21 protein-coding genes, 2 tRNA genes and 1 other annotated feature are annotated in these 22,525 nt (G+C 62.5%); of the genes, 15 read left to right on the forward strand and 8 right to left on the reverse strand.

Going from position 1 to position 22,525, the window contains the following annotated elements:
• Window positions 1-124 precede the first annotated feature (124 nt).
• From AB5Y53_RS14195 to AB5Y53_RS14205, 3 genes are read left to right on the forward strand one after another with little or no spacing between them, the layout of a single operon-like run.
• Window positions 125-967, forward strand: coding sequence for an AAA family ATPase (locus AB5Y53_RS14195; RefSeq protein ID WP_368182343.1), 843 nt, complete (start codon window positions 125-127; stop codon window positions 965-967).
• Window positions 968-2,131 (forward strand): VWA domain-containing protein, encoded by a 1,164-nt coding sequence (locus AB5Y53_RS14200; RefSeq protein ID WP_368182345.1) that lies wholly within the window; start codon window positions 968-970, stop codon window positions 2,129-2,131. It begins immediately after the preceding gene.
• Window positions 2,132-2,186: 55 nt separating this feature from the next.
• Window positions 2,187-3,308: a beta-ketoacyl-ACP synthase III gene (locus AB5Y53_RS14205; RefSeq protein WP_039039348.1), complete on the forward strand. Its 1,122-nt coding sequence runs from the start codon at window positions 2,187-2,189 to the stop codon at window positions 3,306-3,308.
• Window positions 3,309-3,377: 69 nt separating this feature from the next.
• Here the strand turns inward: AB5Y53_RS14205 and tsaA are convergent, their stop codons facing one another.
• A complete protein-coding gene (gene tsaA, locus AB5Y53_RS14210) occupies window positions 3,378-4,082 on the reverse strand; it encodes a tRNA (N6-threonylcarbamoyladenosine(37)-N6)-methyltransferase TrmO (RefSeq protein ID WP_368182346.1) in 705 nt (234 codons plus the stop codon).
• 316 nt (window positions 4,083-4,398) lie between these two features.
• Between tsaA and AB5Y53_RS14215 the strand changes: the two genes are divergently transcribed.
• Window positions 4,399-5,394 carry an NAD-dependent epimerase/dehydratase family protein gene (locus tag AB5Y53_RS14215; protein ID WP_268452762.1) on the forward strand — a complete coding sequence of 332 codons (996 nt, stop codon included), beginning with the start codon at window positions 4,399-4,401 and terminating at the stop codon, window positions 5,392-5,394.
• Between the two features lie 71 nt (window positions 5,395-5,465).
• Here AB5Y53_RS14215 and AB5Y53_RS14220 read toward each other — a convergent pair whose 3' ends face one another.
• From AB5Y53_RS14220 to cydD, 4 genes are all read right to left on the reverse strand, one after another.
• Window positions 5,466-5,852, reverse strand: coding sequence for a DUF488 domain-containing protein (locus tag AB5Y53_RS14220; RefSeq protein ID WP_041213294.1), 387 nt, complete (start codon window positions 5,850-5,852; stop codon window positions 5,466-5,468).
• A gap of 8 nt (window positions 5,853-5,860) precedes the next feature.
• Window positions 5,861-6,232: an Rcs stress response system protein RcsF gene (rcsF, locus tag AB5Y53_RS14225; protein WP_010673578.1), complete on the reverse strand. Its 372-nt coding sequence runs from the start codon at window positions 6,230-6,232 to the stop codon at window positions 5,861-5,863.
• A gap of 107 nt (window positions 6,233-6,339) precedes the next feature.
• Window positions 6,340-8,085, reverse strand: a complete 1,746-nt coding sequence (gene cydC / locus AB5Y53_RS14230) for a cysteine/glutathione ABC transporter ATP-binding protein/permease CydC (RefSeq protein ID WP_368182347.1) — start codon at window positions 8,083-8,085, stop codon at window positions 6,340-6,342.
• On the reverse strand, window positions 8,078-9,853 hold the full coding sequence (cydD, locus tag AB5Y53_RS14235; protein ID WP_368182348.1) for a cysteine/glutathione ABC transporter permease/ATP-binding protein CydD: 1,776 nt from the start codon (window positions 9,851-9,853) through the stop codon (window positions 8,078-8,080). The genes cydC and cydD overlap by 8 nt, the downstream gene beginning before the upstream one ends.
• Window positions 9,854-10,054: 201 nt before the next feature.
• Between cydD and AB5Y53_RS14240 the strand changes: the two genes are divergently transcribed.
• Window positions 10,055-10,128, forward strand: a tRNA-Gly gene (locus AB5Y53_RS14240).
• A 94-nt stretch (window positions 10,129-10,222) separates the two neighbouring features.
• Window positions 10,223-10,297: transfer RNA gene (locus tag AB5Y53_RS14245), tRNA-Gly, on the forward strand.
• A 147-nt stretch (window positions 10,298-10,444) separates the two neighbouring features.
• On the opposite strand, the gene arcA is transcribed toward AB5Y53_RS14245, so the two are convergent.
• Window positions 10,445-11,164, reverse strand: a complete 720-nt coding sequence (arcA, locus tag AB5Y53_RS14250) for a two-component system response regulator ArcA (RefSeq protein ID WP_010673581.1) — start codon at window positions 11,162-11,164, stop codon at window positions 10,445-10,447.
• A 385-nt stretch (window positions 11,165-11,549) separates the two neighbouring features.
• Here arcA and AB5Y53_RS14255 point away from each other — a divergent pair, with 385 nt between their 5' ends.
• Together AB5Y53_RS14255 and AB5Y53_RS14260 are read left to right on the forward strand one after the other, a co-directional pair.
• Window positions 11,550-11,942 (forward strand): DUF3293 domain-containing protein, encoded by a 393-nt coding sequence (locus AB5Y53_RS14255; protein ID WP_368182349.1) that lies wholly within the window; start codon window positions 11,550-11,552, stop codon window positions 11,940-11,942.
• A gap of 112 nt (window positions 11,943-12,054) precedes the next feature.
• A complete protein-coding gene (locus tag AB5Y53_RS14260) occupies window positions 12,055-12,534 on the forward strand; it encodes a putative 4-hydroxy-4-methyl-2-oxoglutarate aldolase (protein ID WP_048208766.1) in 480 nt (159 codons plus the stop codon).
• Window positions 12,535-12,537: 3 nt separating this feature from the next.
• Here the strand turns inward: AB5Y53_RS14260 and AB5Y53_RS14265 are convergent, their stop codons facing one another.
• The gene (locus tag AB5Y53_RS14265; protein WP_368182350.1) at window positions 12,538-13,014 is read right to left on the reverse strand and encodes a hypothetical protein; all 477 of its coding nucleotides are present in this window, start codon (window positions 13,012-13,014) and stop codon (window positions 12,538-12,540) included.
• 166 nt (window positions 13,015-13,180) lie between these two features.
• Here AB5Y53_RS14265 and AB5Y53_RS14270 point away from each other — a divergent pair, with 166 nt between their 5' ends.
• On the forward strand, window positions 13,181-13,570 hold the full coding sequence (locus tag AB5Y53_RS14270; protein ID WP_039039356.1) for an META domain-containing protein: 390 nt from the start codon (window positions 13,181-13,183) through the stop codon (window positions 13,568-13,570).
• Window positions 13,571-13,672: 102 nt separating this feature from the next.
• On the opposite strand, the gene aceK is transcribed toward AB5Y53_RS14270, so the two are convergent.
• Window positions 13,673-15,400, reverse strand: coding sequence for a bifunctional isocitrate dehydrogenase kinase/phosphatase (gene aceK, locus AB5Y53_RS14275; RefSeq protein WP_010673586.1), 1,728 nt, complete (start codon window positions 15,398-15,400; stop codon window positions 13,673-13,675).
• Window positions 15,401-15,595: 195 nt separating this feature from the next.
• Between aceK and AB5Y53_RS14280 the strand changes: the two genes are divergently transcribed.
• The 6 genes from AB5Y53_RS14280 (at window position 15,596) to AB5Y53_RS14305 (ending at window position 22,519) form a co-directional block, all read left to right on the forward strand.
• Window positions 15,596-16,303 (forward strand): tRNA/rRNA methyltransferase, encoded by a 708-nt coding sequence (locus AB5Y53_RS14280; protein ID WP_323952380.1) that lies wholly within the window; start codon window positions 15,596-15,598, stop codon window positions 16,301-16,303.
• Window positions 16,304-16,375: 72 nt separating this feature from the next.
• Window positions 16,376-16,506, forward strand: a sequence feature (Thr leader region).
• Window positions 16,507-16,563: 57 nt separating this feature from the next.
• Complete coding sequence (thrA, locus tag AB5Y53_RS14285; protein WP_104451710.1) at window positions 16,564-19,023, forward strand: bifunctional aspartate kinase/homoserine dehydrogenase I; 2,460 nt, start codon at window positions 16,564-16,566, stop codon at window positions 19,021-19,023.
• A gap of 1 nt (window position 19,024) precedes the next feature.
• A complete protein-coding gene (gene thrB / locus AB5Y53_RS14290) occupies window positions 19,025-20,017 on the forward strand; it encodes a homoserine kinase (RefSeq protein WP_029314022.1) in 993 nt (330 codons plus the stop codon).
• Complete coding sequence (gene thrC / locus AB5Y53_RS14295; RefSeq protein ID WP_324021520.1) at window positions 20,014-21,288, forward strand: threonine synthase; 1,275 nt, start codon at window positions 20,014-20,016, stop codon at window positions 21,286-21,288. The genes thrB and thrC overlap by 4 nt, the downstream gene beginning before the upstream one ends.
• A gap of 125 nt (window positions 21,289-21,413) precedes the next feature.
• Window positions 21,414-21,836: a DUF4440 domain-containing protein gene (locus AB5Y53_RS14300; RefSeq protein WP_368182351.1), complete on the forward strand. Its 423-nt coding sequence runs from the start codon at window positions 21,414-21,416 to the stop codon at window positions 21,834-21,836.
• A gap of 416 nt (window positions 21,837-22,252) precedes the next feature.
• A complete protein-coding gene (locus AB5Y53_RS14305) occupies window positions 22,253-22,519 on the forward strand; it encodes a hypothetical protein (RefSeq protein WP_041214771.1) in 267 nt (88 codons plus the stop codon).
• The last annotated feature ends 6 nt before the right edge of the window (window positions 22,520-22,525 follow it).

Consider the following 22,525-nt stretch of genomic DNA (forward strand, 5'->3'; position numbering starts at 1 on the left):
TACCCTGTGGTTTCTGAATGAGAAGTGACGAATCGTTATAACAATATGTTATTACAACATATAGAACTTATTCTCTCTTGCCGAGGGGGCTCCCGCTGCCTGGGCATCCAATGGAAGGGATCTCATGGGATTTGCAGGAAGCGACCGCTATCTCGCATCACAGGCACTGAAGATGGCCGTCGATGCCGCCATCGTGCTGGAGAAGCCGCTGCTCATCAAGGGTGAGCCCGGTACGGGCAAGACGGTGCTGGCGGAGGCGGTGGCAGAATCCCTGGGCGCCGAGCTCATCAGCTGGCACATCAAGTCCACCACCAAGGCCCAGCAGGGGCTCTACGAATACGATGCCGTCGCCCGGCTGCGAGACTCCCAGCTCGGTGATCCCAGGGTCGGGGAGATAGGCCACTACATCCGCCGGGGCAAGCTGTGGCAGGCCTTCAGCGCAGAGCAGCGGCCAGTGCTGCTCATAGATGAAATCGACAAGGCGGACATCGAGTTTCCCAACGATCTGCTGCTGGAGCTGGATCGGATGGAGTTCGATGTCTACGAGACCGGCGAGCGCGTGAAGGCGCGCCAGCGCCCCGTGGTCATCATCACCTCCAACAACGAAAAAGAGCTGCCGGACGCCTTCCTGCGCCGCTGTTTCTTCCACTACATCCGCTTTCCCGACAAGGCCGAGATGCAGGCCATCGTCAAGCTCCACTACCCAAACCTCAAGGAGAGCTTGCTCGGTGAGGCGATGGATCTCTTCTTCGAGCTGCGTGCGGTAGAGGGGCTGCGCAAGAAGCCGTCCACCTCCGAGCTGCTGGACTGGATCCGGCTGTTGTTGGCCGACGACATCGCCCCCGAAGCCCTGCGCACCCGTGAGCCCGGCAAGCTGGTGCCCGCTCTCTACGGTGCCCTGCTCAAGACGGAGCAGGACTTGCACCTCTTCGAGAAGCTCGCCTTTCTGGCGCGCAGCGGCGGCTGAATGCTCATCGACTTCTTCCTTCACCTGCGCCGCCACAAGCTTCCTTGCAGCCTGCGGGAGTTGCTCGACCTGCACGGGGCGCTGGCAGCCAGACTGGCCAGCCTCGACATGGACGAGTTCTACCAGCTATCCCGCTGCCTGCTGGTGAAAGACGAGGCGCACTACGATCGCTTCGATCGCGCCTTCGCCGAGTATTACGAGGGGTTAGCCGCCATCCCCCTGTTGCCGGAGAGCCTGCCTGACGACTGGCTGCGCCAGGAGTTCGAGCGACTGTTAAGCCCGGAGGAGAAGGCGTTGCTCCAATCCCTTGGCGGGCTCGACCAGCTGCTGGCGACCCTCAATCAGCGGCTAAGCGAGCAGAAAGCGCGCCACGCGGGCGGCAACAAGTGGGTCGGCACCGGGGGCAGCAGCCCGTTCGGTCACGGCGGCTATCACCCGGAAGGGATCCGCATGGGGGGAGAGGGCCAGCACGGGCGGGCGACCAAGGTGTGGGAAGCGCGCCACTTTCGCAACTTCAGTGACGACTCGCCCCTGGGGCAGCGCGCCATCCAGCTCGCCCTGCGCAAGCTCAGACGCTGGGTGCGCCGGGGCAATCCCGACGAGCTGGATCTCGACGACACCATCCAAAGCTCGGCCAGGCAAGGTTGGCTCGATGTGAAGCTCAGACCCGAGCGACATAACGGGGTCAAACTGCTGGTCTTCTTCGACGTGGGGGGCTCCATGGATGCCCACGTGGCCGAGGTGCAGCGCCTCTTTTCGGCCCTGCGCCACGAGTTCAAGCACCTGGTGTTCTTCTATTTTCACAACTGCCTCTACGACTTCGTCTGGCAGGACAATGCCAGGCGCCTTGATGATCGGCTCGATACCCTGCGGCTGCTGCGCACCTACGGCAGCGACTACAGGGTGATGGTGGTGGGGGATGCGAAGATGGGCCCCTATGAAATCACCTGGCCAGGTGGCAGCGTAGAGTACTGGAACGAGGAGCCCGGCCAGGTGTGGCTCGGGCGCCTGCAACAACATTTCCCCAAGATGGTGTGGGTCAATCCGCTGCCAAGGCAGGAGTGGCTGTGGCACCCCTCCATCAAGTTGATGAACGAATTGATCGGCGGGCGTATGCACCCGCTGACCCTGGCGGGTCTGGCTGCGGCCATCGACCAGCTGTGACCCTCTGAACCCTAAAAAACAGACAAGCCGGGATTGCACCCGGCCAGGAGCAAAGATGACCTCTATCGTAATCAGTGGCTCAGGCCTCTATACCCCTCCCTTTGCCGTCAGCAATGAAGCGCTGGTGGCGGCCTTCAACCAGTACGTGGATCTCTACAACGAGGAGAACGCCTCCGCCATCGATGCAGGGCAGCTGCCTGCCAAACAGCACTCGAGCTGCGAGTTCATCGAGAAGGCCTCCGGCATCAAGAGCCGCTATCTGGTGAGCAGCGAGGGGGTGCTGGATCCCGACATCATGCAACCACTCATGGCGGAGCGCCCGGACGATCAGCCCTCCATCATGGTGGAGATGGCGGTGGCGGCCGCCGAGCAGGCGCTGATCGCCGCCGGTCGTGAACCGGGGGAGATCGATCTTGTCATCGTCGCCGCCTCCAACATGCCGCGCCCCTACCCGGCGCTGGCCATCGAATTGCAGCACTATCTCGGCGCCAGCGGCCTGGCATTCGACATGAACGTGGCCTGCTCTTCCGCCACCTTCGGGATCAAGACCGCCGCAGACATGCTGGCGGCAGGCACCGCCCGGCTGGCGCTGGTGGTCAATCCGGAGATCTGCTCGGGTCACCTCAACTTCCGCGATCGGGACAGTCACTTCATCTTCGGGGATGCCTGTACCGCCGTGCTGCTGGAGCGGGAGGCCGATTGCCAGGTGGCCAACCCCTGGCAACTGGTGGCGAGCAAGCTGGTGACCCAGTACTCCAACAACATCCGCAACAACTTCGGCTTCCTGAACCGGCTCAGCCCGCGCACCCGCTACGGCGACGACAAGCTGTTCCGCCAGCAGGGGCGCAAGGTGTTCAAGGAGGTGCTGCCCCTGGTGTGCGATCAGATAGCCTCCCAGCTGGCGGAGCAGGGATGGGCGGCCGATGGCTTGAGCCGGCTCTGGCTTCATCAGGCCAACCTCACCATGAACCAGTTCATCGGTCGCAAGTTGCTGGGCCATGACGCCAGCCAGCAGGAGGCGCCTGTCATCCTCGACCGCTACGGCAACACCAGCTCGGCGGGTTCCATCATCGCCTTCCACCTCTTCAATCAGGATCTGCCGAGCGGGGCTCGCGGGGTGCTCTGCTCCTTTGGGGCCGGTTACTCCATCGGCAGCCTGCTGCTGCAGCGGCGCTGAGCACCCTGTTTTGCCCATAAAAAAGCCACCCGGGAGGGTGGCTTTTTTCATGCTGCCATAGAGGCTTTTTCAAGCGGGTTCGATGGCAAGTACCTGACATTGCGGTTCTTTTATCTGAAATCGCACGTTCACATCGAACAATCTGACACCGTACACCTTGTCATCCGGCTTGCCCTTCTTGTAAGCAGGGCGGGGATCCTGAGCCAGCACCTCCCTCACCAGTTCACGCAGCTCCGGGTGGGTCTTGAGCCAGGGGGCGAGCTGCTGCTCGGCCTGGGCGCTGAAGCTCACCGCCAGCGGCGGGGTGGGGGCATCGGGGGCGAAACCGCCACGGGCGTGGGGCAGGCTGTCGGCATAGGGGACATAGGGCTTGATGTCGACGACGGGGGTGCCGTCGAGCAAGTCCACCGCGCCCAGCTCGAGCCAGAGCTTGCCGCGCTCACGTCCCACCCCGTGCAGCTCGACCACGGAGAGGCCAAGGGGGTTGGGACGGAAGGTGGAGCGGGTGGCAAAGACCCCGACCCGCTCATTACCGCCGAGGCGCGGCGGGCGCACCGTCGGGTGCCAGCCCTGATCCATGGTCTGGTGAAACACGAAGCTGATCCAGAGATGGGAGAATTGCTCGATGCCACGCAGCACATCGGGCTGATCATAGGGAGGAAGCAGTTCGAGGCGGGCGCGAGCCGCGCTGACCAGGCCGGGCTGGCGGGGTATGGCGAACTTCTCCTTGTAGGGAGAGCGGATGATCCCTAGGGTATCGATATCGAACTTCATGGCGGATCCTGGCTGAAAACCCGGGCAATGTAGCACAGGCACGCCGAAAACGCAGGGGGAGCACCAGGACGCAGCCCCTGTGATCCCGATCCCAGACCCGGTGCCCGGGGGCTGTGTCCTGGTGCCAACTTGCGTAGGGTGGGGCGGCAAAAGGGGTGGCGGGGGAGCGGGCAAGGAGCCTGCTCCCCGCACCATGACGATATGCCTGGCGGCATCAGGGCGTGCCTGGGACGTGTGCTCACCATGCCAGGCCATGGCCGTTTCGGCTGCCCGTGGAGAGGCTGCAAGGAGAGGGCGCCATAGAGGAGAGACAGGGATGAAATTGTTGATTATCGGCGGCACCGGCTTTCTGGGTCGCCACCTGACCACGCTTGCCCTGGATTGGGGGCACGAGGTGACGCTGTTCAATCGCGGCCACCGCCAGCACCCGGATTGGCGGGAGCTGACCCAGCTTCACGGGGACAGAGACGGGGACCTGGCCCCCTTGCGGGGCGAGGGGCGGCACTGGGATCTGGTCATCGACACCTGCTGCTATCGCCCCGAACAGGCTGAAGGACTTTCTGACGCCCTGCTGGGGCGCTGTGATCGGCTCATTTTCATCTCCACCATCAGTGTCTATCGCGATTTTTCCCAACCCGGCATGGATGAGTCGGCCCCCTTGCACGAGATGGCAGGAGCGCCCACCGACTACGGCCCCCTCAAGGTGCTGTGCGAGTCGGTGTATCGCGCCCGCTGGGGAGATCGCCTGTGCACCCTGCGCCCCGGCGTGCTCTGCGGCCCCTTTGACCCGACCGCTCGTCTTGCCTGGTGGGTGAGGCGGGTGCAGCGGGGCGGGCACTGGCTCTTGCCGGGGCTGGGGGAGGACAGGCTGCAATACCTGGATGTGCGCGACTGCGCCGAGTTCGTGCTGCGGGCTGCCGAGCAGCGACTCGCTGGGTGCTTCAACCTGATCAAGCCCGGCATCGCACTGAACGACTGGGTGGAGCGTCTCGCTGCCCGGCTGACGCCAGCGACCCCCTTGCAGCTCGAGTGGGCTCCCTGGCGTGACCTGATGGCGGCAGGGGTGGCGCCCTGGCAAAGCTATCCCACGCTGCTGCCAAACGAGCTGCCCGAGTATGCTGGGTATGGCACCATCAGCGCCGAGGCCGCCATCGTTCATGGGCTGAACTTTCGCCCCCTGGAGGAGACGGTTGACGATCTGGTGGTATGGCTTGCCAGCAACCCCCGGGGGCCGCTGCCGGGCATGACCCATGACGAGGAACAGGCCTTGCGACGACGAGTGGAGGTTTCCTTGTCATCGAATGCGTACTAGCCGACATCATAAAGAAGAGGGCACCCCGGGGTGCCCTCTTCTCATGTGGGGTGTTCATCCATGACGGGCGCTCAGCGCAGCAATGCCCCCGCCTCGGCCAGCAGGGTCCTCAGCACACTGCGATGGCAGCGGGACTCCTGTTCGCAGTAGCATCCCACCGAGAAATGGGTGGTGTGGGAGAGGGCGGCCAGCAGGGCCAGATCGTGCTTCGCGGCCGGGGCGGCCATCTCGGCCTTGTACTGCTTGCAGAAGGCGGTCCACCGGGCTGGGGTGTCGGCAGTCTGACCGAGTTTCATGGTCTCGGCGCTGGGGGCCAGATTGGGGAACCAGACGTCGTACCAATCCTGGCTGGCGAACGCCGCTTTGGGCACGCCGCGAGGGGGGCGACGCACGGTGCCGATGCGAAGCCCCTCATCCTCGAGGCGGGGGCTGCCGAGTCGCACGATGGCGATCGCCATGGCAGGACTTACTTCTCTTCGGCCACTTTCAGCGCCTGGCCGTAGCAGATCACCTGCTTCAGGCAGCCCGGCACGTCGCTGAACTCGGCGCACTTGTCGAAGCTGACGCCGTTGCCCCCCATGTCCGCCACGCGGCGGCGGGCCAGGGTACGGGCTTCACCGGCATTGGGCACCGCCTGATTGGCATCGCTCTGGCAGGATTCCCCCTCGACGGTGCCGAGATAGAGGTAGTTGAGGTCGGCGAGCTCGCTCTGCTCGTAGATCCGCACGCTCCCCGGCTTGAAGTACTCGTCGAAGTTTTCCTTGTCCAGATTGCTGTTGAAGGCGAAGTCGGCGCAACCGGAGGCAATCAGGGGCATCATCAGGATCAGGCGTTTCATATCGGCATCTTGTTGGGTGGCGAGTGGGCCATTATAGGGGGCAGTCGCCGATGGCGACCAGCCCCATTTTTAGCCATATCAATGGATTGTAGCGAGACGACCCCGGATCAGGCGGGGGCCAGTCGCCGGTGCAGGCTGCGGTAGTGATCATCTTCCAGTAGTTCCTGGTGGGGGGCACACAGACGGATGCGACCCTCTTCCATCAGGGCTACCCTGTCCATCCGTTCCAGCCCCAGCAGGCGGTGGGAGATGAGCAGCAGGGTGCGATCCGCCCCCAGGGTCAGCAGCAGATCCATGATCTCCCGTTCGGTCTGGGTATCGAGCCCTTCGGTGGGCTCGTCCAGCAGCCAGAGTGGTGCATCGTGGAGCAGGGCGCGGGCGATGCCGATGCGGCGGAGCTCCCCGCCGGAGAGCGGACGCCCGCCATCCCCGAGCCAGGCATCCAGCCCCTGTTCTGCCTGCTCACCCTCATCGCGCAGCAGAGTCCCGAGCCCCACCTGGGTGAGCACCTCGATGAGCCGTTCGTCGCTGGCTCCGGGGGCGGCCAGGGTGAGGTTGCCACGCAGGGTATCGGCAAACAGGTGGACCCGCTGGCTCACCACGGAGCAGGAGGCGCGCAGCGCCTCTTCGCTGTAATCGGTGAGGGGCTTGCCATCGAGCAGGATCTCCCCCGATAGGGCCGTCCACTCCCGGGTCAGCAACCCCATCAGGGTGGACTTGCCACAGCCGGTCTGCCCCAGCAGCGCCAGCTTCTCCCCGGCATGCAGTTGCAGGGTGCACCCTTGCAGCACGGGAGCATCCTGGCCTGGATAGGTGAAATGCAGGTCGCTTATCTGCACGGCACCCCGGGCAGCGGGGGCTTGCTGTGCGCCCCACTCCGGCGCCTTAGCCTCTTGCAGGATCTCGTTGAGACGGCGGGCGGAGGTGAGGCTGGTGGAGAGGTGCTGGAAGGCACCGGCTAGCGGCAGCAGCGCCTCGAAGCTCGCCAGGGTAGCGAACACCATGAGTGCCGTGATGGGGTCAGGGGCACTGCCACCGACGCCGTGACCGGCCAGCCAGAGCATCAGGGTCAGAGTCCAGCCGCTCAGCAACTGCACCGAGAAGGCGGCCAGGCCGCTGACGCGGGCCATGCGGGCCTGGGCCCGGATCAGGGCCTGCTCCGCCTGCTGCAATCCGGTGAGCGCCTCGGGAGCGGCGGCGAACATCTGCAGTTCGGCCTGGCCGTCCAGATAGTCCACCATACGGGTGCGCAGGTTGGACTTCTCGGCGATGAGCTGGCGGCCCGGCGCGCGCCCGGCAAAATAGAAGACCAGGGGCAAGGCCAGCATGCCAAAGAGTAGAATGGCTCCCAGCGTCAGCGCCAGGCGACCATCGAAGAAGGAGAGGAAGAAGACCAGCCCGGCGCAGCTCAACAGCGCCGCCCCAATGGGGGTGATGAGGCGCAGATAGACGTGATCCATGGCATCGATGTCGGCCACCAGACGGTTGAGCAGGTCAGCCTGGCGAAAACCGGCAAGGGAGCCGGGGGAGAGAGGGGAGAGCTTTTGCCAGAACCAGACCCGCAGCCGGGTCAGCACCCGGAAGGTGGCGTCGTGGCTCACGACCCGCTCGCCCCAGCGACTGGCGGTGCGCACGATGGAGAAGAAACGCACGCCCCCCGCAGGGGTCATGTAGTTGAAGGTGTCTCGGGTGGCGACCGCCAGCCCGGCGACGGCGGCGGCGGAGAGGAACCAGCCGGAGAGGGAGAGCAGGCCCATGCCGGCCACCAGGGTGACCAGGGCCAGCAGCAGGCCGATGGAGAGGCTGAGCCAGCGCTGGCGATAAAGGCGCAGGAACGGCAATAGATCAGTCATCGAGAGAGTCTCCGAAACCTTGGGATTGCAACAGGAGGCGGGCGAAGGGGCCCTGGGCCTCGCCGAGTGCGGCAAAACGTCCCTGCTCCACCAGCTTGCCGTGCGCCAGCACCAGGATGTTGTCCATCTGGCTGAGCTGATCGAGGCGGTGGGTGATCATCAGCAGGGTCTGACCTTGTGCGGCCTGTTCGAGGGCGCTCATGACGGCTCGCTCAGAATGGCGATCCAGGCTGGCAGTGGGTTCATCCAGCACCATCATCTGGGTCGTCTTGAGCAGGGTACGGGCAAGGGCGATGCGCTGGGCCTGGCCGACGGAGAGGCCGCCTGCCTGATCCCCGACCCGATAGTCCAGCCCTTTCTCGTTGACGAACTCCCAGGCCTGGGCGCGCTTGAGCGCGGATTCCAGCTCGGCGTCGCTGGCGGATGGTCTGGCCAGCAGCAGATTGTCCCGCAGGGAGCTGTGGAAGAGTTGGGGATTCTGGGAGAGCCAGCCTAGCTGCTGGCGCCACTGGCTGATGTCCAGGGTACGAAGCTCCACTCCGTTGACGCACAGGGAACCGCGATAGGGGGCAAAACCGAGCAGGGCATTGACCAGGGAGCTCTTGCCCGCGCCGCTGATGCCGACCAGGGCGGTGCGCGTGCCGGCTTCCAACGTGAAATCGAGGGGACCGACCAGCACCTTGCCCTCGGCGCTCAGCACTTCCAGGCTGCGGGCTTCTACCTTGACGGGGCCATCCGCATGGAAGGGGAGCGTCCCGGAGGCGGGTTCGCTCACGTCGGCCTCGAGAAATTCCAGCAGTTGTTCGGCGGCGCCAATGGCCTGTGCCTTGGCGTGATAGTGGGCACCGAGTTCCCGCAGCGGCGCGTAGAACTCGGGGGCGAGGAAGAGCACGAACAGGCCGGTAAAGAGGGTGACCTTGACGCCATAGCTGCCAAAGTTGAGGTGATCGATGTAGGAGAAACCGAAGTAGACGGCCACCAGGGCCACCGCGATGGCGGCGAAGAACTCCAGCACGGCCGTGCTCAGGAAGGCGAGGCGCAGCACCTCCATGGTGCGCTCGCGAAAATCTTCCGATGCATCGCGGATGGCCTCCCCTTCTGCCCGGGTACGCATGAAAAGCTGCAGGGTGCGCAGCCCCTTGAGGCGATCGAGGAAGTGGCCTGAGAGGCGCGCCAGCGACTGGAAGTTGCGGCGGTTGGCATCGGCGGCGCCCACTCCCACCAGGATCATGAAGAGGGGAATGAGGGGGGCAGTGCCGAGCAGAATGAGGCCCGCCGCCCAGTTGACCGGGAACACGGAGACCAGGATCACCAGGGGAATAAAGACGGCGATGGCCATCTGGGGCAGATAGCGGGAGAAGAAGTCCTGCATCTCTTCGATCTGCTCGAGCAGCAGGCTGGCCCAGCTACCGGCGGGACGACGCTGGATATAGGCAGGGCCGAGCCTGGCGAGGCGGGTGAGCACCAGCTCGCGGATGGCCTGGCGCACCGCACTGCCCGCCTTGAAACTCGCCACCTCGCGGCCATAGGCCAGGGCCGCCTTGGTCAGGGTCACCAGCAACAGACTGATGAAGAGGGGGGCGGAGTGCTCCGGCGTGGAGCCTTCGATGATGAAACCGTGCAGCAGGGTCGCCAGCAACCAGGCCTGCATCACCATCAGGACGCCCTGACCCAGCCCGAAGGCGATGGAGATGCCGATCCAGCGCCGACCATGGCCCGATTGTTTGCGCAACCAGCCATAGAGATGTTTCTGTCTGTTCTTGTCCATTACCACCCTCCTCAAACGAGTGGCGCAAGACTATCGTCGCCCCCACGGCTTGGCAACCTTGCAGAACCGGGCGGATAAACATCATTGTGTGAAAAATCGGCTTCATGCTCATTAGTTGGCCGAACAGCTTGATTTATGGCAAAAAATGCGAGGTCGGTGATTGCGCTCGGCTGCAAAATGCATATAGTAGAGGCCACTGACGCGGGTGTAGTTCAATGGTAGAACGGTAGCTTCCCAAGCTGCATACGTGGGTTCGATTCCCATCACCCGCTCCACATTCCAGATAGCGGCACGCGCCGTTGTCCATATCAGCCAGATGGCTGTCTGTCGTGGGGATTTCCCATCACATCAAGCAAGTTTTGATGCCTAGCGGGCATCGTATAATGGCTATTACCTCAGCCTTCCAAGCTGATGATGCGGGTTCGATTCCCGCTGCCCGCTCCAGTCTTCACACAAAAAGCCCACTCCTGCGAGTGGGCTTTTTGTTGTCAGTTTTTTGATGCCGGCGAGAGTGCCAGAGTGGCCAAGCTGAAAGGCGCAGACATGGAAAAGGCGCCGCAGGGCGCCTTTTCAACTCGGGAGTGGGGAGGATTACTCCTGTTCCAGCTCGCCGCAGAAGCGATAGCCTTCGCCATGGATGGTGGCGATGATCTCCGGGGTGTCGCCCACGCTCTCGAAGTGCTTGCGGATACGGCGGATGGTCACGTCCACGGTGCGGTCGTGGGGCTTGAGTTCGCGGCCCGTCATCTTCTTGAGCAGCTCGGCACGGGTCTGGATCTGGCCGGGGTTCTCGCAGAAATGCAGCATGGCGCGGAACTCGGAGCGGGGCAGCTTGAACATGTCGCCAGCCGGGCTGACCAGGGCGCGGCTGTTGATGTCCAAAGCCCAGCCATTGAACAGATAACGTTCCACCAGCTTCTTCTCTTCGCCACCAGCGGCCACGTTCATGGTGCGGCTCAGCAGGTTGCGGGCACGGATGGTCAGTTCACGGGGATTGAACGGCTTGGTGATGTAGTCATCTGCGCCGATCTCCAGCCCCAGGATCTTGTCCACTTCGTTGTCGCGACCGGTCAGGAACATCAGGGCGATGTTGTCATCTTCACGCAACTCGCGCGCCAGCAGCAGGCCGTTCTTGCCCGGCAGGTTGATGTCCATGATCACCAGGTTGATGGTGTGGCTGGTCAGGGCCTGGTGCATCTCGTCGCCGTTGTTGGCTTCCAGCACGATGTAGCCTTCGGCTTCGAAGATGCTCTTGAGGGTGTTGCGGGTGACCAGCTCGTCTTCGACGATCAGAATATGTGGTGTTTGCATGAGTATTCCCAGATTCTTATCAGTTAATTATCGAAATTTTAACACTCTTTGGCGTTATCCGACCGGTCCTGAAAATTTATTACGTCATCCTGGGTATGAATATCAGGTCGAATCATCGCGAATTTGGTAACTATGTCGGCAAGCATCCCTGTGCCGTACATGGGCTCTCAACAAGTCTGAACAAGAGAAGCCCGGAGAGGTAGTCCATTACAAAAGTTGCTGCATTTTATCAGTTAACAGGCGCATAACAACACTCTTTGCCGTCAGATAGCAACTTTTTAACTCAGCTTTGATATAAGTCAATCCCCGAGTTCGCTGCATCATACTTGGGCTGACCCGCTTTTTCGCCCTTAATAAATGTAATGGGATGTAACATGTGGTTGACATGACTTTGTGGGAAAACTACAGAAAAGTGTGCTTCATCGCCCCCTTTGCGCCTCCCAGCTGCCCAGCCTATGCCATTGTCACGGCCTGGAACCCGGCCAGCCGGTGGGTGGGGCTGCGCCGCAATGCCCGTCGCCAGCGAGCCCTTGTCCGGCAAGTGGGCGAGTGTCCCGTCATGGGAGAGGTCTGGGGGAGCGATGAGGATGAGCGCTGGCAGGAGGCGTCGCTGTTGTTGCCGCTTTCGCAGCCAGAGGCGATCCGGCTGGCCGCCCGATTTGGCCAGAATGCCCTCTATTGGGTGCGTGAAGGAGAGCTCTGGCTGGTGCCCGTGTTGCTGGAAGGGCCGCCCTGTCATCTGGGGGCGCTTGCGTCCCGCTGGCGGTTCAGGCCTTAGGGCTGACATGGCCCCCGCCATCCGGACAGGGCACCCGGCCGGTGGATTGTCAGCGCCCCGACATGATGAAAGAATGAGCGGACACATTTCACTCCATGGAAGGATGATGATCATGCTGGACCTGCTGCCCGACCTTTGCGATGAACATGGCGATGCCCTTAGGATCGCTGACCCCCTGTTTCAGGACTATGGCGGCAAGGCGCTGTTTTACGGCGAGGCCGTGACCCTCTCCTGCTTTGAAGACAACAGCCTGGTGCGTGATCTGGTCAATCGTCCCGGCCATGGCAAGGTGATGGTGATCGACGGGGGCGGCTCCCTGCGTCGGGCGCTGCTCGGGGATCAGCTGGCCATCAAGGCGGTGGAGCAGGGGTGGGAGGGGATCCTCATCAATGGTGCCGTGCGGGATGTGGGGACGCTGGCGACCCTGGCGCTGGGGGTCAAGGCCTTGGCCCCCTGCCCGGTAAAGACCGAAAAACGGGGCCTGGGCACGCTGGACACCGTGGTCTCTTTTGCCGGTGTGACCATAGCGCCCGGCGACTATGTCTACGCCGACCTCAACGGTGTGCTGGTGAGCGGCGCCAGGCTCCTCTGAACCTCAGAAGTTGAAGCCCACGCCCAGAGTGAGAAAGTGTTCCGTGCTGAAGGCACTGAGTCCGTAATTGGCGGTGATGGCCAGGGAGGGGGTCACCAGCAGGCTGCTGTTGAGCTCAACCAGGGTGCTGGCCTTGCTCACCTCCAGTTGCTTGAGCTGGCTGCCGATGTTGAGTGACGGGGAGAGGCGATAGCGCACCCCAGAGCTGATATTGAACCCGGCCTGCCCACTTTGGGGGCCGATGGCGGGGCCGGCCTCCATGTAGAGGCTGATGTCATCCTGAAGCGGGTATTGATAGCCGGTATTGATGAGCCAGAGGTCGAAGTTGTCGCCCAGGTGGCTCTGGTTGCCGAGCAATACGCCGGAATAGCTTTTGACGTAGAGCGGGGTGTCCGATTCGGTCTGGAGAAAACTCCAGTCGGCGGCCTGAGCCGAAAAGACGAGGCTGGATGCCATTGCGATGACGAGAGACTTGACCATTCGTTTCCCCTCCCTGGGTCCGAACAGGACTACAAGCATGGCACATGCCAGCGGGGAGTAAAGGGAACCCCGATCACAATAAAAGAGTTTTGATTGACGCTGCAGTCATGGTACACAGGCCCCTCACTCCGTGTCGTTACGACACGCTCCATCACGAGGTGAACTGATGAACAACAAACTGATCCTGCTGGCCGCTCTGGCCCTGGGAGGCTGCGCCATGACTACGGGTTCCACGCTGGCACAATTGCAGGCATCGACCTGGCAACTGCAAGGGGCGAGCGGTGATACCTTCACCCTGCAGGTCGCCGGTGACAAGGTGGCGGGCAAGGGCGGCTGCAACCGCTACTTTGGCGGCATCACAGAGCAGGGTGACGGCGTGTTGACGCTGGGCGCCATGGGGTCGACGCGCATGATGTGTGCGGGGGATCTGGCCGGCAAGGAGATGAACTACCTGCAGACCCTGGAGAAGGTGGCGAGCTTCCAGATCAGCGGCAAACAGCTGGTGCTAAAGGATGCCGACAAGGCCACCTTGCTGACCTTTGACGCCGTGAAATAAGCCGGAATCTCGTCAAAGGCTGTCGCAGGCGGCCCCTGCGCCAGCGTGCAGAAGAATGTGAAAAGGGACGCAATAGCGTCCCTTTTTGTGCCTGATGCCGGGTCATCCCCCTCGCTGGAAGCGAAACCGCTTCTTGCGCCGGTAGGGATAGACATCCTCGAACATCCCCTCCTTGATGTTGCTCTGCAGCATCTTCCAGTAGTTGGCGTCGAAGAGCTCCTTGTGCAACTGCATCATGATCTCCCGCACCTGAGGTTTTTGCAGCAGGAAAGTGGCGAACTCCTCCGGGAAGATGTCGTTGGGTGCCACCGAATACCAGGGTTCGGCGCTCCACTCGTCCTCCGGGTAGCGCGGCGGCGGGATCTGGCGGAAGTTGCACTCCGTCATATAGCAGATCTCGTCGTAGTCATAGAAGACCACCCTGCCGTGGCGAGTCACCCCGAAGTTCTTGAACAGCATGTCGCCGGGGAAGATGTTGGCCGCCGCGAGCTGGCGGATGGCGTTGCCGTACTCCTCCAGGGCGAGGCGGGTCTGCTGTTCGTCCGCCTGATCCAGATAGAGGTTCAGGGGGATCATCTTGCGCTCGGTGTAGAGGTGTTTGATCACCAGCTTGTCGGCGGTGAGGGTAAGCGCAGAGGGCGCCACCGCCTTGAGCTCGGTCAACAGCTCCGGCGAGATGCGATCGAGGGGAAACTCGAAGTTGGTGAACTCCTGGGTATCTGCCATGCGGCCCACTCTATCGTGCTGTTTTACCAGGCGGTATTTCTCCTTCACCTGCTCGTGGCTCACCTCCTTGGGCGGGGTGAACTCGTCTTTTATCACCTTGAACACCACATCGTAGGAGGGGAGGGTGAACACGCTCATCACCATCCCCTTGATGCCGGGCGCAATGACGAACTGCTCCCGGCTCTGGGCCAGGTGCTGCTGGTAGTGACGATAGAGCTCGGTCTTGCCGTGTTTCTGGCAGCCGATGGCGTTGTAGATTTCATAGTCCGGTTTGCGGGGCATGATCTGGCGAAGGAAGGCCACAAAGAGCGCCGGTACCGGGGCATAAACCATGAAGTAGGCGCGGGCGAAGCCGAACACGATGGAGGCCAGCTCCGGCTCGAAGATGACGGTGTCCACATAGATGCTCTGACCGGTGCTGAGCAAGGGCAGGATGAAGGGATAGACTTCTCCCTTCACCCGGATGAGCCCCACCAGATAGGCTCCCTTGTTGCGATAGAACACTTCCCTGAGCAGCTCGATGGCGAAGGGCTCCTCGTGCAGGATGGCCGGGCCGCTCTCTGCCAGATGGCGGTGGATGTCCATGATGTCCCGCTGCTTGTCTTCGAAAGGGAGGGTGAAGCTGTAATCCCCGAGCAGCTGGCTCAGGGTCTGGGGCAGGTGGGAGAGATCGGTGCGATAGATACGCAGCAAGGATCCCAGATCTGGCTTGTCACCCCGGCTCACGAAGGGGTGGATATAAAGGTTCTCGTCGCGGATGTTGCGATGGCGGAAGATGCGGCGATAGACGGAATTGAAGAAGGACTCCGCCACCTCGAAGTTCTCGCAGCGGGGCAGGAGATCGCTGAAGGCGCCTTTCACCTGCTTGAGCAGGGCCTGGGTCGGCAGCTGCTCCCCCATCATCTGTTTGATCTGCGCCGTGGTGGCGCCGACATGGTGATCATAGAGGCGGATGCGCTCTCGACCGGCGAGCTGCACCCCCAGCCAGTCGCTGTTCTCGAAACGGCTCTTGCTGCCCTGGGTTATCTCGAGAAAGCGGCTGTAAAACGACTCAAAACGTTGCAGGATCGTCTCGGCGACCGCCTGCTCCAATGGCTGCTGCATCTCTCTCTTCCTTGTGAACTGTCGGGCCCATGGCGTCAGTGCCCTGAGGCGGCGGACTCGCGTCCAAGGCCACTATGGCAACATCCAAACATCTGTTCAAGTGGCAATATTTCGGGATAAACGGTAGATTGCGCCCCTGTTTTGCCGACGGTTCGCCGCAGTTCGCGGCGTCGGCCTCATCCTGGAGAGAACCCGATGAAACTCTATTTTGTGCTGGTATCGCCAGCCCGTGCCGCCAACGTGGGGGCTGCTGCTCGCGCCATGAAGACCATGGGCTTCGATGCCATGCGACTGGTGGGGAGCCGGGTGCACGAAGAGGAGGAGGCGAGCTGGGTTGCCCACGGGGCGCAGGAGATCCTGACGGATGCGCAAGCCTTCGACACCCTGGAAGAGGCCCTGGCGGACATGGATCTGGTGGTCGCCACTACCGCCCGGCAGCGCGGCCGCTACCAGCACTACCTCACCCCGGCGGACATTCGCGACCAGATCCGGTCCAAGCCCTCCCTCGAGAAGGTGGCCATCGTGTTTGGCTGCGAGGAGTCCGGGCTCTCCAACGAACAGCTCGCCCAGGTGGATCTCATCAGCTACCTGCCTCTCAAGGTCTCATACCCGTCCCTGAACCTGGGTCAGGCGATCATGCTGTATGCCTATGAGCTGAGTCCGCTGCTCGATGACCAGAAAGTGAGCGACGAGCAGGACGTAGCAGAAAATTTCGAGAGTGCCGGGCAGGTTCGCGTGCTGAAATCAAAAACAGCAGAATTGCTTGGTGAACTCGGAGTTTTGCAGGATGAAAAACTGCATCAATGGGTGATGGACCGAGTGCCCATGCTGCCGCAGCGGGATCTCAATATGCTCCATCTGCTCTGCAAAGACCTTGCCCGCAAGTTTGGCAAGGAGGTTTAGGTTGACAGCCCCTCGCCGGGCGCGGTATTGCTAACAACCAGATTCGTTCAAGAGTGTTCGTCATGCAGCTATTCACCAACATCATCACCACCACCATTATTACCGGTACCACCACAGGTGGCACTGGGGCCGGTTGATGCGCTGACGAACAAGCACAGAAATCAGAAAAAGGCCCGTACCCACCCAGTACGGGCCTTTTTTGTTGGATTGTTTTTAGACCTATTAGCAGATCAATTTGCAGGGAATACAGGGAGATAGCGATGAGAGTGTTGAAATTTGGCGGGTCGTCACTGGCCGACGCAGAGCGTTTCTTGCGGGTTGCCGATATCGCGGTGAATACCCACGGCCAATCCCAGGTGGCCCTGGTGCTGTCGGCACCGGCCAAGGTGACCAATCACCTGGTCGCCCTGGTGGAACAGACCAGTCGCGGCATGGATGCAAGCAGTACCCTGTTCGAGATCAACGGCATCTTCTCCCGCCTGCTGGCGGGGCTCAAAGCCGCCTATCCGGCGCTGGATGACAAGGCGCTGCAGGCTCGTCTCACCGCCGAGCTGGATCAGGTCGAGCGGCTGATGCAGGGCATTCGTCTGCTGGGGCTGTGCCCGGACAACGTCCAGGCCCGCATCCTGAGCCGTGGCGAGAACCTCTCCATCGCCTTCATGCACGAGCTCTTGCGGGTGCGCGGCATCGAGCTGGATCTCATCGTGCCCGAGCAGTTGCTGGTCACCGATGGCGGCTACCTCGAAGCCCATGTGGACATCGAAGCCTCCCGGGTGCGCTTCGCCGCCAAGGGCCTGCGCTCTGATTGTCTCTACCTGATGCCGGGCTTCACCGGTGGCAGCGACAAGGGCGAGACCGTGCTGCTGGGCCGCAACGGCTCCGACTATTCCGCAGCCGTCTTGGCCGCCTGCGTCGATGCCGAGTGCTGCGAGATCTGGACCGACGTGGAGGGCTGCTACAACTGCGACCCGCGCCTGGTACCGGATGCCTACCTGCTCAAAACCCTCTCCTATAAAGAGGCGATGGAGCTCTCCTACTTCGGTGCCAAGGTGCTGCACCCGAAGACCATCGCCCCCGTGGCCCAGTTCCACATTCCCTGCCTCATCAAGAACAGCTTCAACCCTCAGGGTCCGGGTACCCTCATCGGGGTCGATCAGGGGGATGACGATCTGAAAGTGAAGGCGATCTCGGATCTCTCCGGCATGTGCATGTTCAACGTCTCCGGTCCCGGCATGAAGGGCATGGTGGGCATGGCCGGTCGCATCTTCTCCGCCGTCTCCCGCGCCGGGGTCAGCATCGTGCTGATCACCCAGTCGTCCTCCGAGTACAGCGTCAGCTTCTGTATCCACAGCTACGACAGCGACAAGACCCGCAAGGTGCTGGAGCGCGAGTTCGAGCTGGAGTTCAAAAACCAGTTGCTGGACCCGCTCGAGATCATGACCGATCTGGCCATCATCTCCCTCATCGGCGATGGCATGCGCACCTCCAAGGGGATGGCGGCGCGCTTCTTCACCTCCCTGGCCCAGGCCTCCATCAACATCGTCGCCATCGCACAAGGGTCGAGCGAGCGCTCCATCTCCGCGGTCGTGCGCTCCGGCAAGGTGGCGGAAGCCATCAAGGCGTGTCACCAGAACTTCTTTGGCAGCCAGCAGTTCATCGATCTCTTCGTGGTCGGGGTGGGCGGCGTCGGTGCGGCCCTGGTGGATCAGATTGCCCGCCAGCAGCCGGTACTGGCCGAGCAGGGCACTGGCCTGCGAGTAGTGGGTATCGCCAACAGCCGCCAGATGGCGGTCAACAAGGATGGTCTGGCCCTCGCCAACTGGCGTGAACAGCTGGTGGAAGCACAAGGCAGTTTCAGCCTGGAGGCGGTGAAGAAGCTGGTGGAAGAGAGCCACCTCATCAACCCGGTGATCGTCGATTGCACCTCGAGCGAAGCCGTGGCCGTCCAGTACGCCGATTTCCTGGGGGCCGGTTTCCACGTAGTCACCCCGAACAAGAAGGCCAACACCGGGTCGCTCGATTACTACAAGGCGCTGCGCCGCACCGCCCGCCAGACCCGTCGCAAGTTCCTGTACGAGACCAACGTGGGCGCGGGCCTGCCGGTCATCGAGAACCTGCAAAACCTCATCAAGGCCGGCGACAAGCTGCGCGCCTTCGACGGCATCCTGTCCGGGTCGCTCTCCTTCATCTTCGGCAAGCTGGACGAGGGGATGGCCTTCTCCGAGGCTACCCAGATCGCCCGCGGCAACGGCTTCACCGAGCCGGATCCCCGCGATGACCTGAATGGCATGGACGTGGCTCGCAAGCTTCTGATCCTGGCCCGCGAGGCCGGCATGGCGCTGGAGCTCTCCGATGTGGAGGTGGAGCAGGCACTGCCGCCGGGCTTTGACGTGAGCGGCGACGTGGAAGCCTTCATGGCCCGCCTGCCCGAGGCCGACGGCTGGTTCCGCGACCAGTTCGCGGCGGCCCAGCGTGAAGGCAAGGTGCTGCGTTACGTCGGCTCCATCGAGGGTGGCAAGTGCAAGGTAGCCATCAAGGCGGTGGGTGGCGACGAGCCCCTGTTCAAGGTAAAAGACGGGGAGAACGCGCTCGCCTTCTTCTCCACCTATTACCAGCCCATCCCCCTGGTACTGCGCGGCTATGGCGCAGGGACCGAAGTGACCGCCGCCGGTGTCTTCGCCGACGTGCTGCGCACCCAGAACTGGAAGCAGGAGCTGTAACATGAGTTCAGAGATGAACCCGAATGTAGAAATCGGCGGCAGCGTGGTGGCCTATGCCCCGGCCTCGAGCGCCAACCTGAGCGTGGGCTTTGACGTCCTGGGGGCGGCGCTCGCCCCCGTGGATGGCTCCCTGCTGGGGGACCGCGTCCAGGTCAAATCGGCAGAGGTGCCTTTCGCTCTCTCTTCCGTGGGCCGTTACGCCCACAAGTTGCCGGACGACCCGAAAAAGAACATCCTCCACGACTGCTGGGTCGCCTATGGCGAGGCGCTGGAGAAGCGCGGCCTGGGTCTCAAGCCGCTGGAAATGGTGCTGGAGAAGAACCTGCCGGTGGGCTCGGGCCTGGGATCGAGCGCCTGCAGCGTGGTGGCGGCGCTGGAAGGGCTCAACGCCTTCCACGGCGCGCCCCTGAATGAACACGACCTGCTGCTGTTGATGGGGGAGATGGAAGGGAAGATCTCCGGCTCCGTCCATTACGACAACGTGGCGCCCTGTTATCTGGGGGGCATGCAGCTGGTGCTGGAGGAGGGGGGCGTCATCAGCCAGGGCATCCCGGTGTTTGACGAGTGGTACTGGGTGGTCTGCTACCCGGGCACCGTGGTCTCCACCGCCGCCGCCCGCGCCATCCTGCCGGCCCAGTATCGCCGCCAGGACTGCCTCACCTATGGCCGCCGGCTTGCCGCCTTCGTGCATGCCAGCTACAGCCGCCAGGAAGGGCTGGCCGCCAGCGTCTTGAAAGACGTGATCGCCGAGCCTTATCGCGCGGCCCTGATTGAAGGTTTCAACGAGGTGCGGGCCCAGGGGGCCCAGAACGGGGCGCTGGCCACCGGCATCTCGGGGTCCGGTCCCACCGTGTTCGTGGTGATGAAGGATCTGGCCCAGGCCGAACGCATGAAAGAGTGGATGGAAGCGCACTTCGTGCGCAATGAAGATGGATTTGCCCGGGTCTGCAAACTGGACATGGCCGGGGCACGGGTAACAGGAAGCGAGCTATGAATCTTTACAACATCAAGGACAAGAGTGAACAGGTGAGCTTCGCGCAGGCGGTGCGTCAGGGTCTGGGCCGCGAGCAGGGGCTGTTCTTCCCAGAGACCCTGGAGCCGCTGGCCGACGTGGATGCCCTGCTGGATCTGCCGCTGGCCGAGCGCTCGGCCCGCATCCTGAGCCACCTGCTGGGTGACGAAGTACCGGCTGCCAAGGTGAGCGAGCTTATCGACGCTGCTTTCACCTTCCCGGCGCCCCTGGTGAAGCTCAAAGATGGCACCTATGCCCTCGAGCTGTTCCATGGCCCGACCCTGGCGTTCAAGGATTTCGGCGGCCGCTTTATGGCCCAGTGTCTGGCTGCGTTCAGAACCAATGACAAGATCACCATCCTCACTGCCACCTCCGGCGACACCGGCGCCGCCGTGGCCCACGCCTTCTACGGCCTGGAGGGGATTGAAGTGGTGATCCTCTACCCCAAGGGCAAGATAAGCCCGCTGCAGGAGGCGCTTTTCTGCACCCTCGGCGGCAACATCCGCACCCTCGCCATCGACGGTGACTTCGATGCCTGCCAGGCGCTGGTCAAAGATGCCTTCGACGATGAAGGGCTCAAGACAGCCATCGGCCTCAACTCCGCCAACTCCATCAACATCAGCCGCCTGCTGGCCCAGGTTTGCTACTACTTCGAAGCCGTGGCCCAGTTGCCGAAAGCCGATCGCGCCAAGGCGGTCATCAGCGTGCCGTCCGGCAACTTTGGCAACCTCACCGCGGGTCTCATCGCCAAGGCGCTGGGGCTGCCGGTGAAGCGCTTTATCGCCGCCACCAACGCCAACGATACCGTGCCGCGCTACCTGAAAACCGGCCAGTGGGAGCCGCACCAGACGGTCGCGACCCTGTCGAACGCCATGGACGTGAGCCGCCCCAACAACTGGCCGCGGGTGGAAGAGCTGTGCCGTCGCAAGGGCTGGGCGCTGGAAACCTTGGGCTCAGGGATGCGTGATGATGCCCAGACCCGCGATGCGTTGCAGCGCCTGCATCAGCTGGATTACCTGTGCGAGCCCCACGGGGCGATTGCCTGGGATCTGCTGAACGAGCAGCTTGGGCAAGACGAGGTCGGTGTATTCCTCTGCACCGCCCATCCGGCCAAGTTCAAGGAGTCGGTAGACGAGATCCTGAATCTGGATGTGCCGCTGCCGGGCCCGCTCGCCAAGCACGCCGCGCTGCCGCTCCTGTCTCACGATCTGCCCGCTGACTTTGGCCGCCTCAAGACCTTCCTGCTCGGTTAAGCCGTCATGAGACGCTGACGATCCCCCGCTTTTTCACGAAAGCGGGGGATTTTTTTATGTCCGGTATTGATGTCCGGTATAGGGTGGGGGAACCCGCCCTATACCCCTGAAACAAGGAGCACGGCATGAGCCCGCATCCCCTTCGTACCCTGATCGAGACCTGTGACGCCGCCATCTCCCGGCGCGACTTCGACGCCCTGATGACCTTCTACGCCGAAGACGCCGCCCTGGTGGTCAAACCCGGCATGGTGGTGCGCGGCATTCCCGCCATCCGCCGCGCCTTCACCGCCATCTCCGATTACTTTGACGGTCAGCTTGAGGTGACTCAGGGGGCCATGGAGGTGATCGAGGGGGCCGACAATTCCCTGGTGATCATGGAGACCCGGCTGCGCTACCCGGGCGGCGAGGGGTGGATCGATGAAACCCGGCGCGCTACCTATGTGTTTCGCAAAGAGCCCGATGGCCAGTGGCGCTGCACGGTGGACAACTCCTACGGCACCACGCTGCTGGGGGCGCAGCAGCCCGGCGATCGGCCTGTAACTGACTAGCGCAGTCACACTGGCTCGGCTAGCCAGATTGAGTAGCAAGAGCCAAGCCATGCAGGCCGGGGAACCCGAGCCGCACACAGGGCACCGCTCTGCCTGGGAGGGAGCATCACAGCGCAGCCCACCGCGCAACTCCCCGTTTTGGTTGTGCCTCACAACCTGCTGGCAGAAAGTGCACCGACAGTGATTGCTTCGACGTTTTTACGAATCTGGTTTGTACTCTCGTTGTTATGCTCGCCCCTGGCAGCACAACCCTGTCGGTGGGTCATGTCCGGCCCCCCGGAGCCCGTTGACCCGGCCTGCCGCGGCTGCTAATCAGGGGACTGCTTGACACCCTTCATGGACGAGCAGAGCCGCAGATGCCTCGACGGCGCGGCATATCGACAACAACAACACCACAGTGCAGGGAGCAAACCATCATGTGGCCGTACCGAAAAATAGTGACCCAGTCCCTCAAGACCCCCCTGATGATCGCCAGGATCATGTTTTACCTGGCCCTGTTATTGGTCTTCCCCCTGCCAATGATCATGCTATCGGACTCTCCGGCGGCAGAGATCGGGCGTTTCTCTTACATCCTGGTGACGTTTCCCATCGCCATTGGGCTGATGCTGATATCGAGCCTGATGGCCATCCTCATTGCCATGGTGGAGTCGCGTAACCAGCAGCCACCCCAGGGACGGTGGTAAGAGAGC

The sequence above is a fragment of the Aeromonas sp. R7-5 genome (assembly GCF_040908015.1).
Classification (GTDB): Bacteria; Pseudomonadota; Gammaproteobacteria; order Enterobacterales; family Aeromonadaceae; genus Aeromonas; species Aeromonas caviae.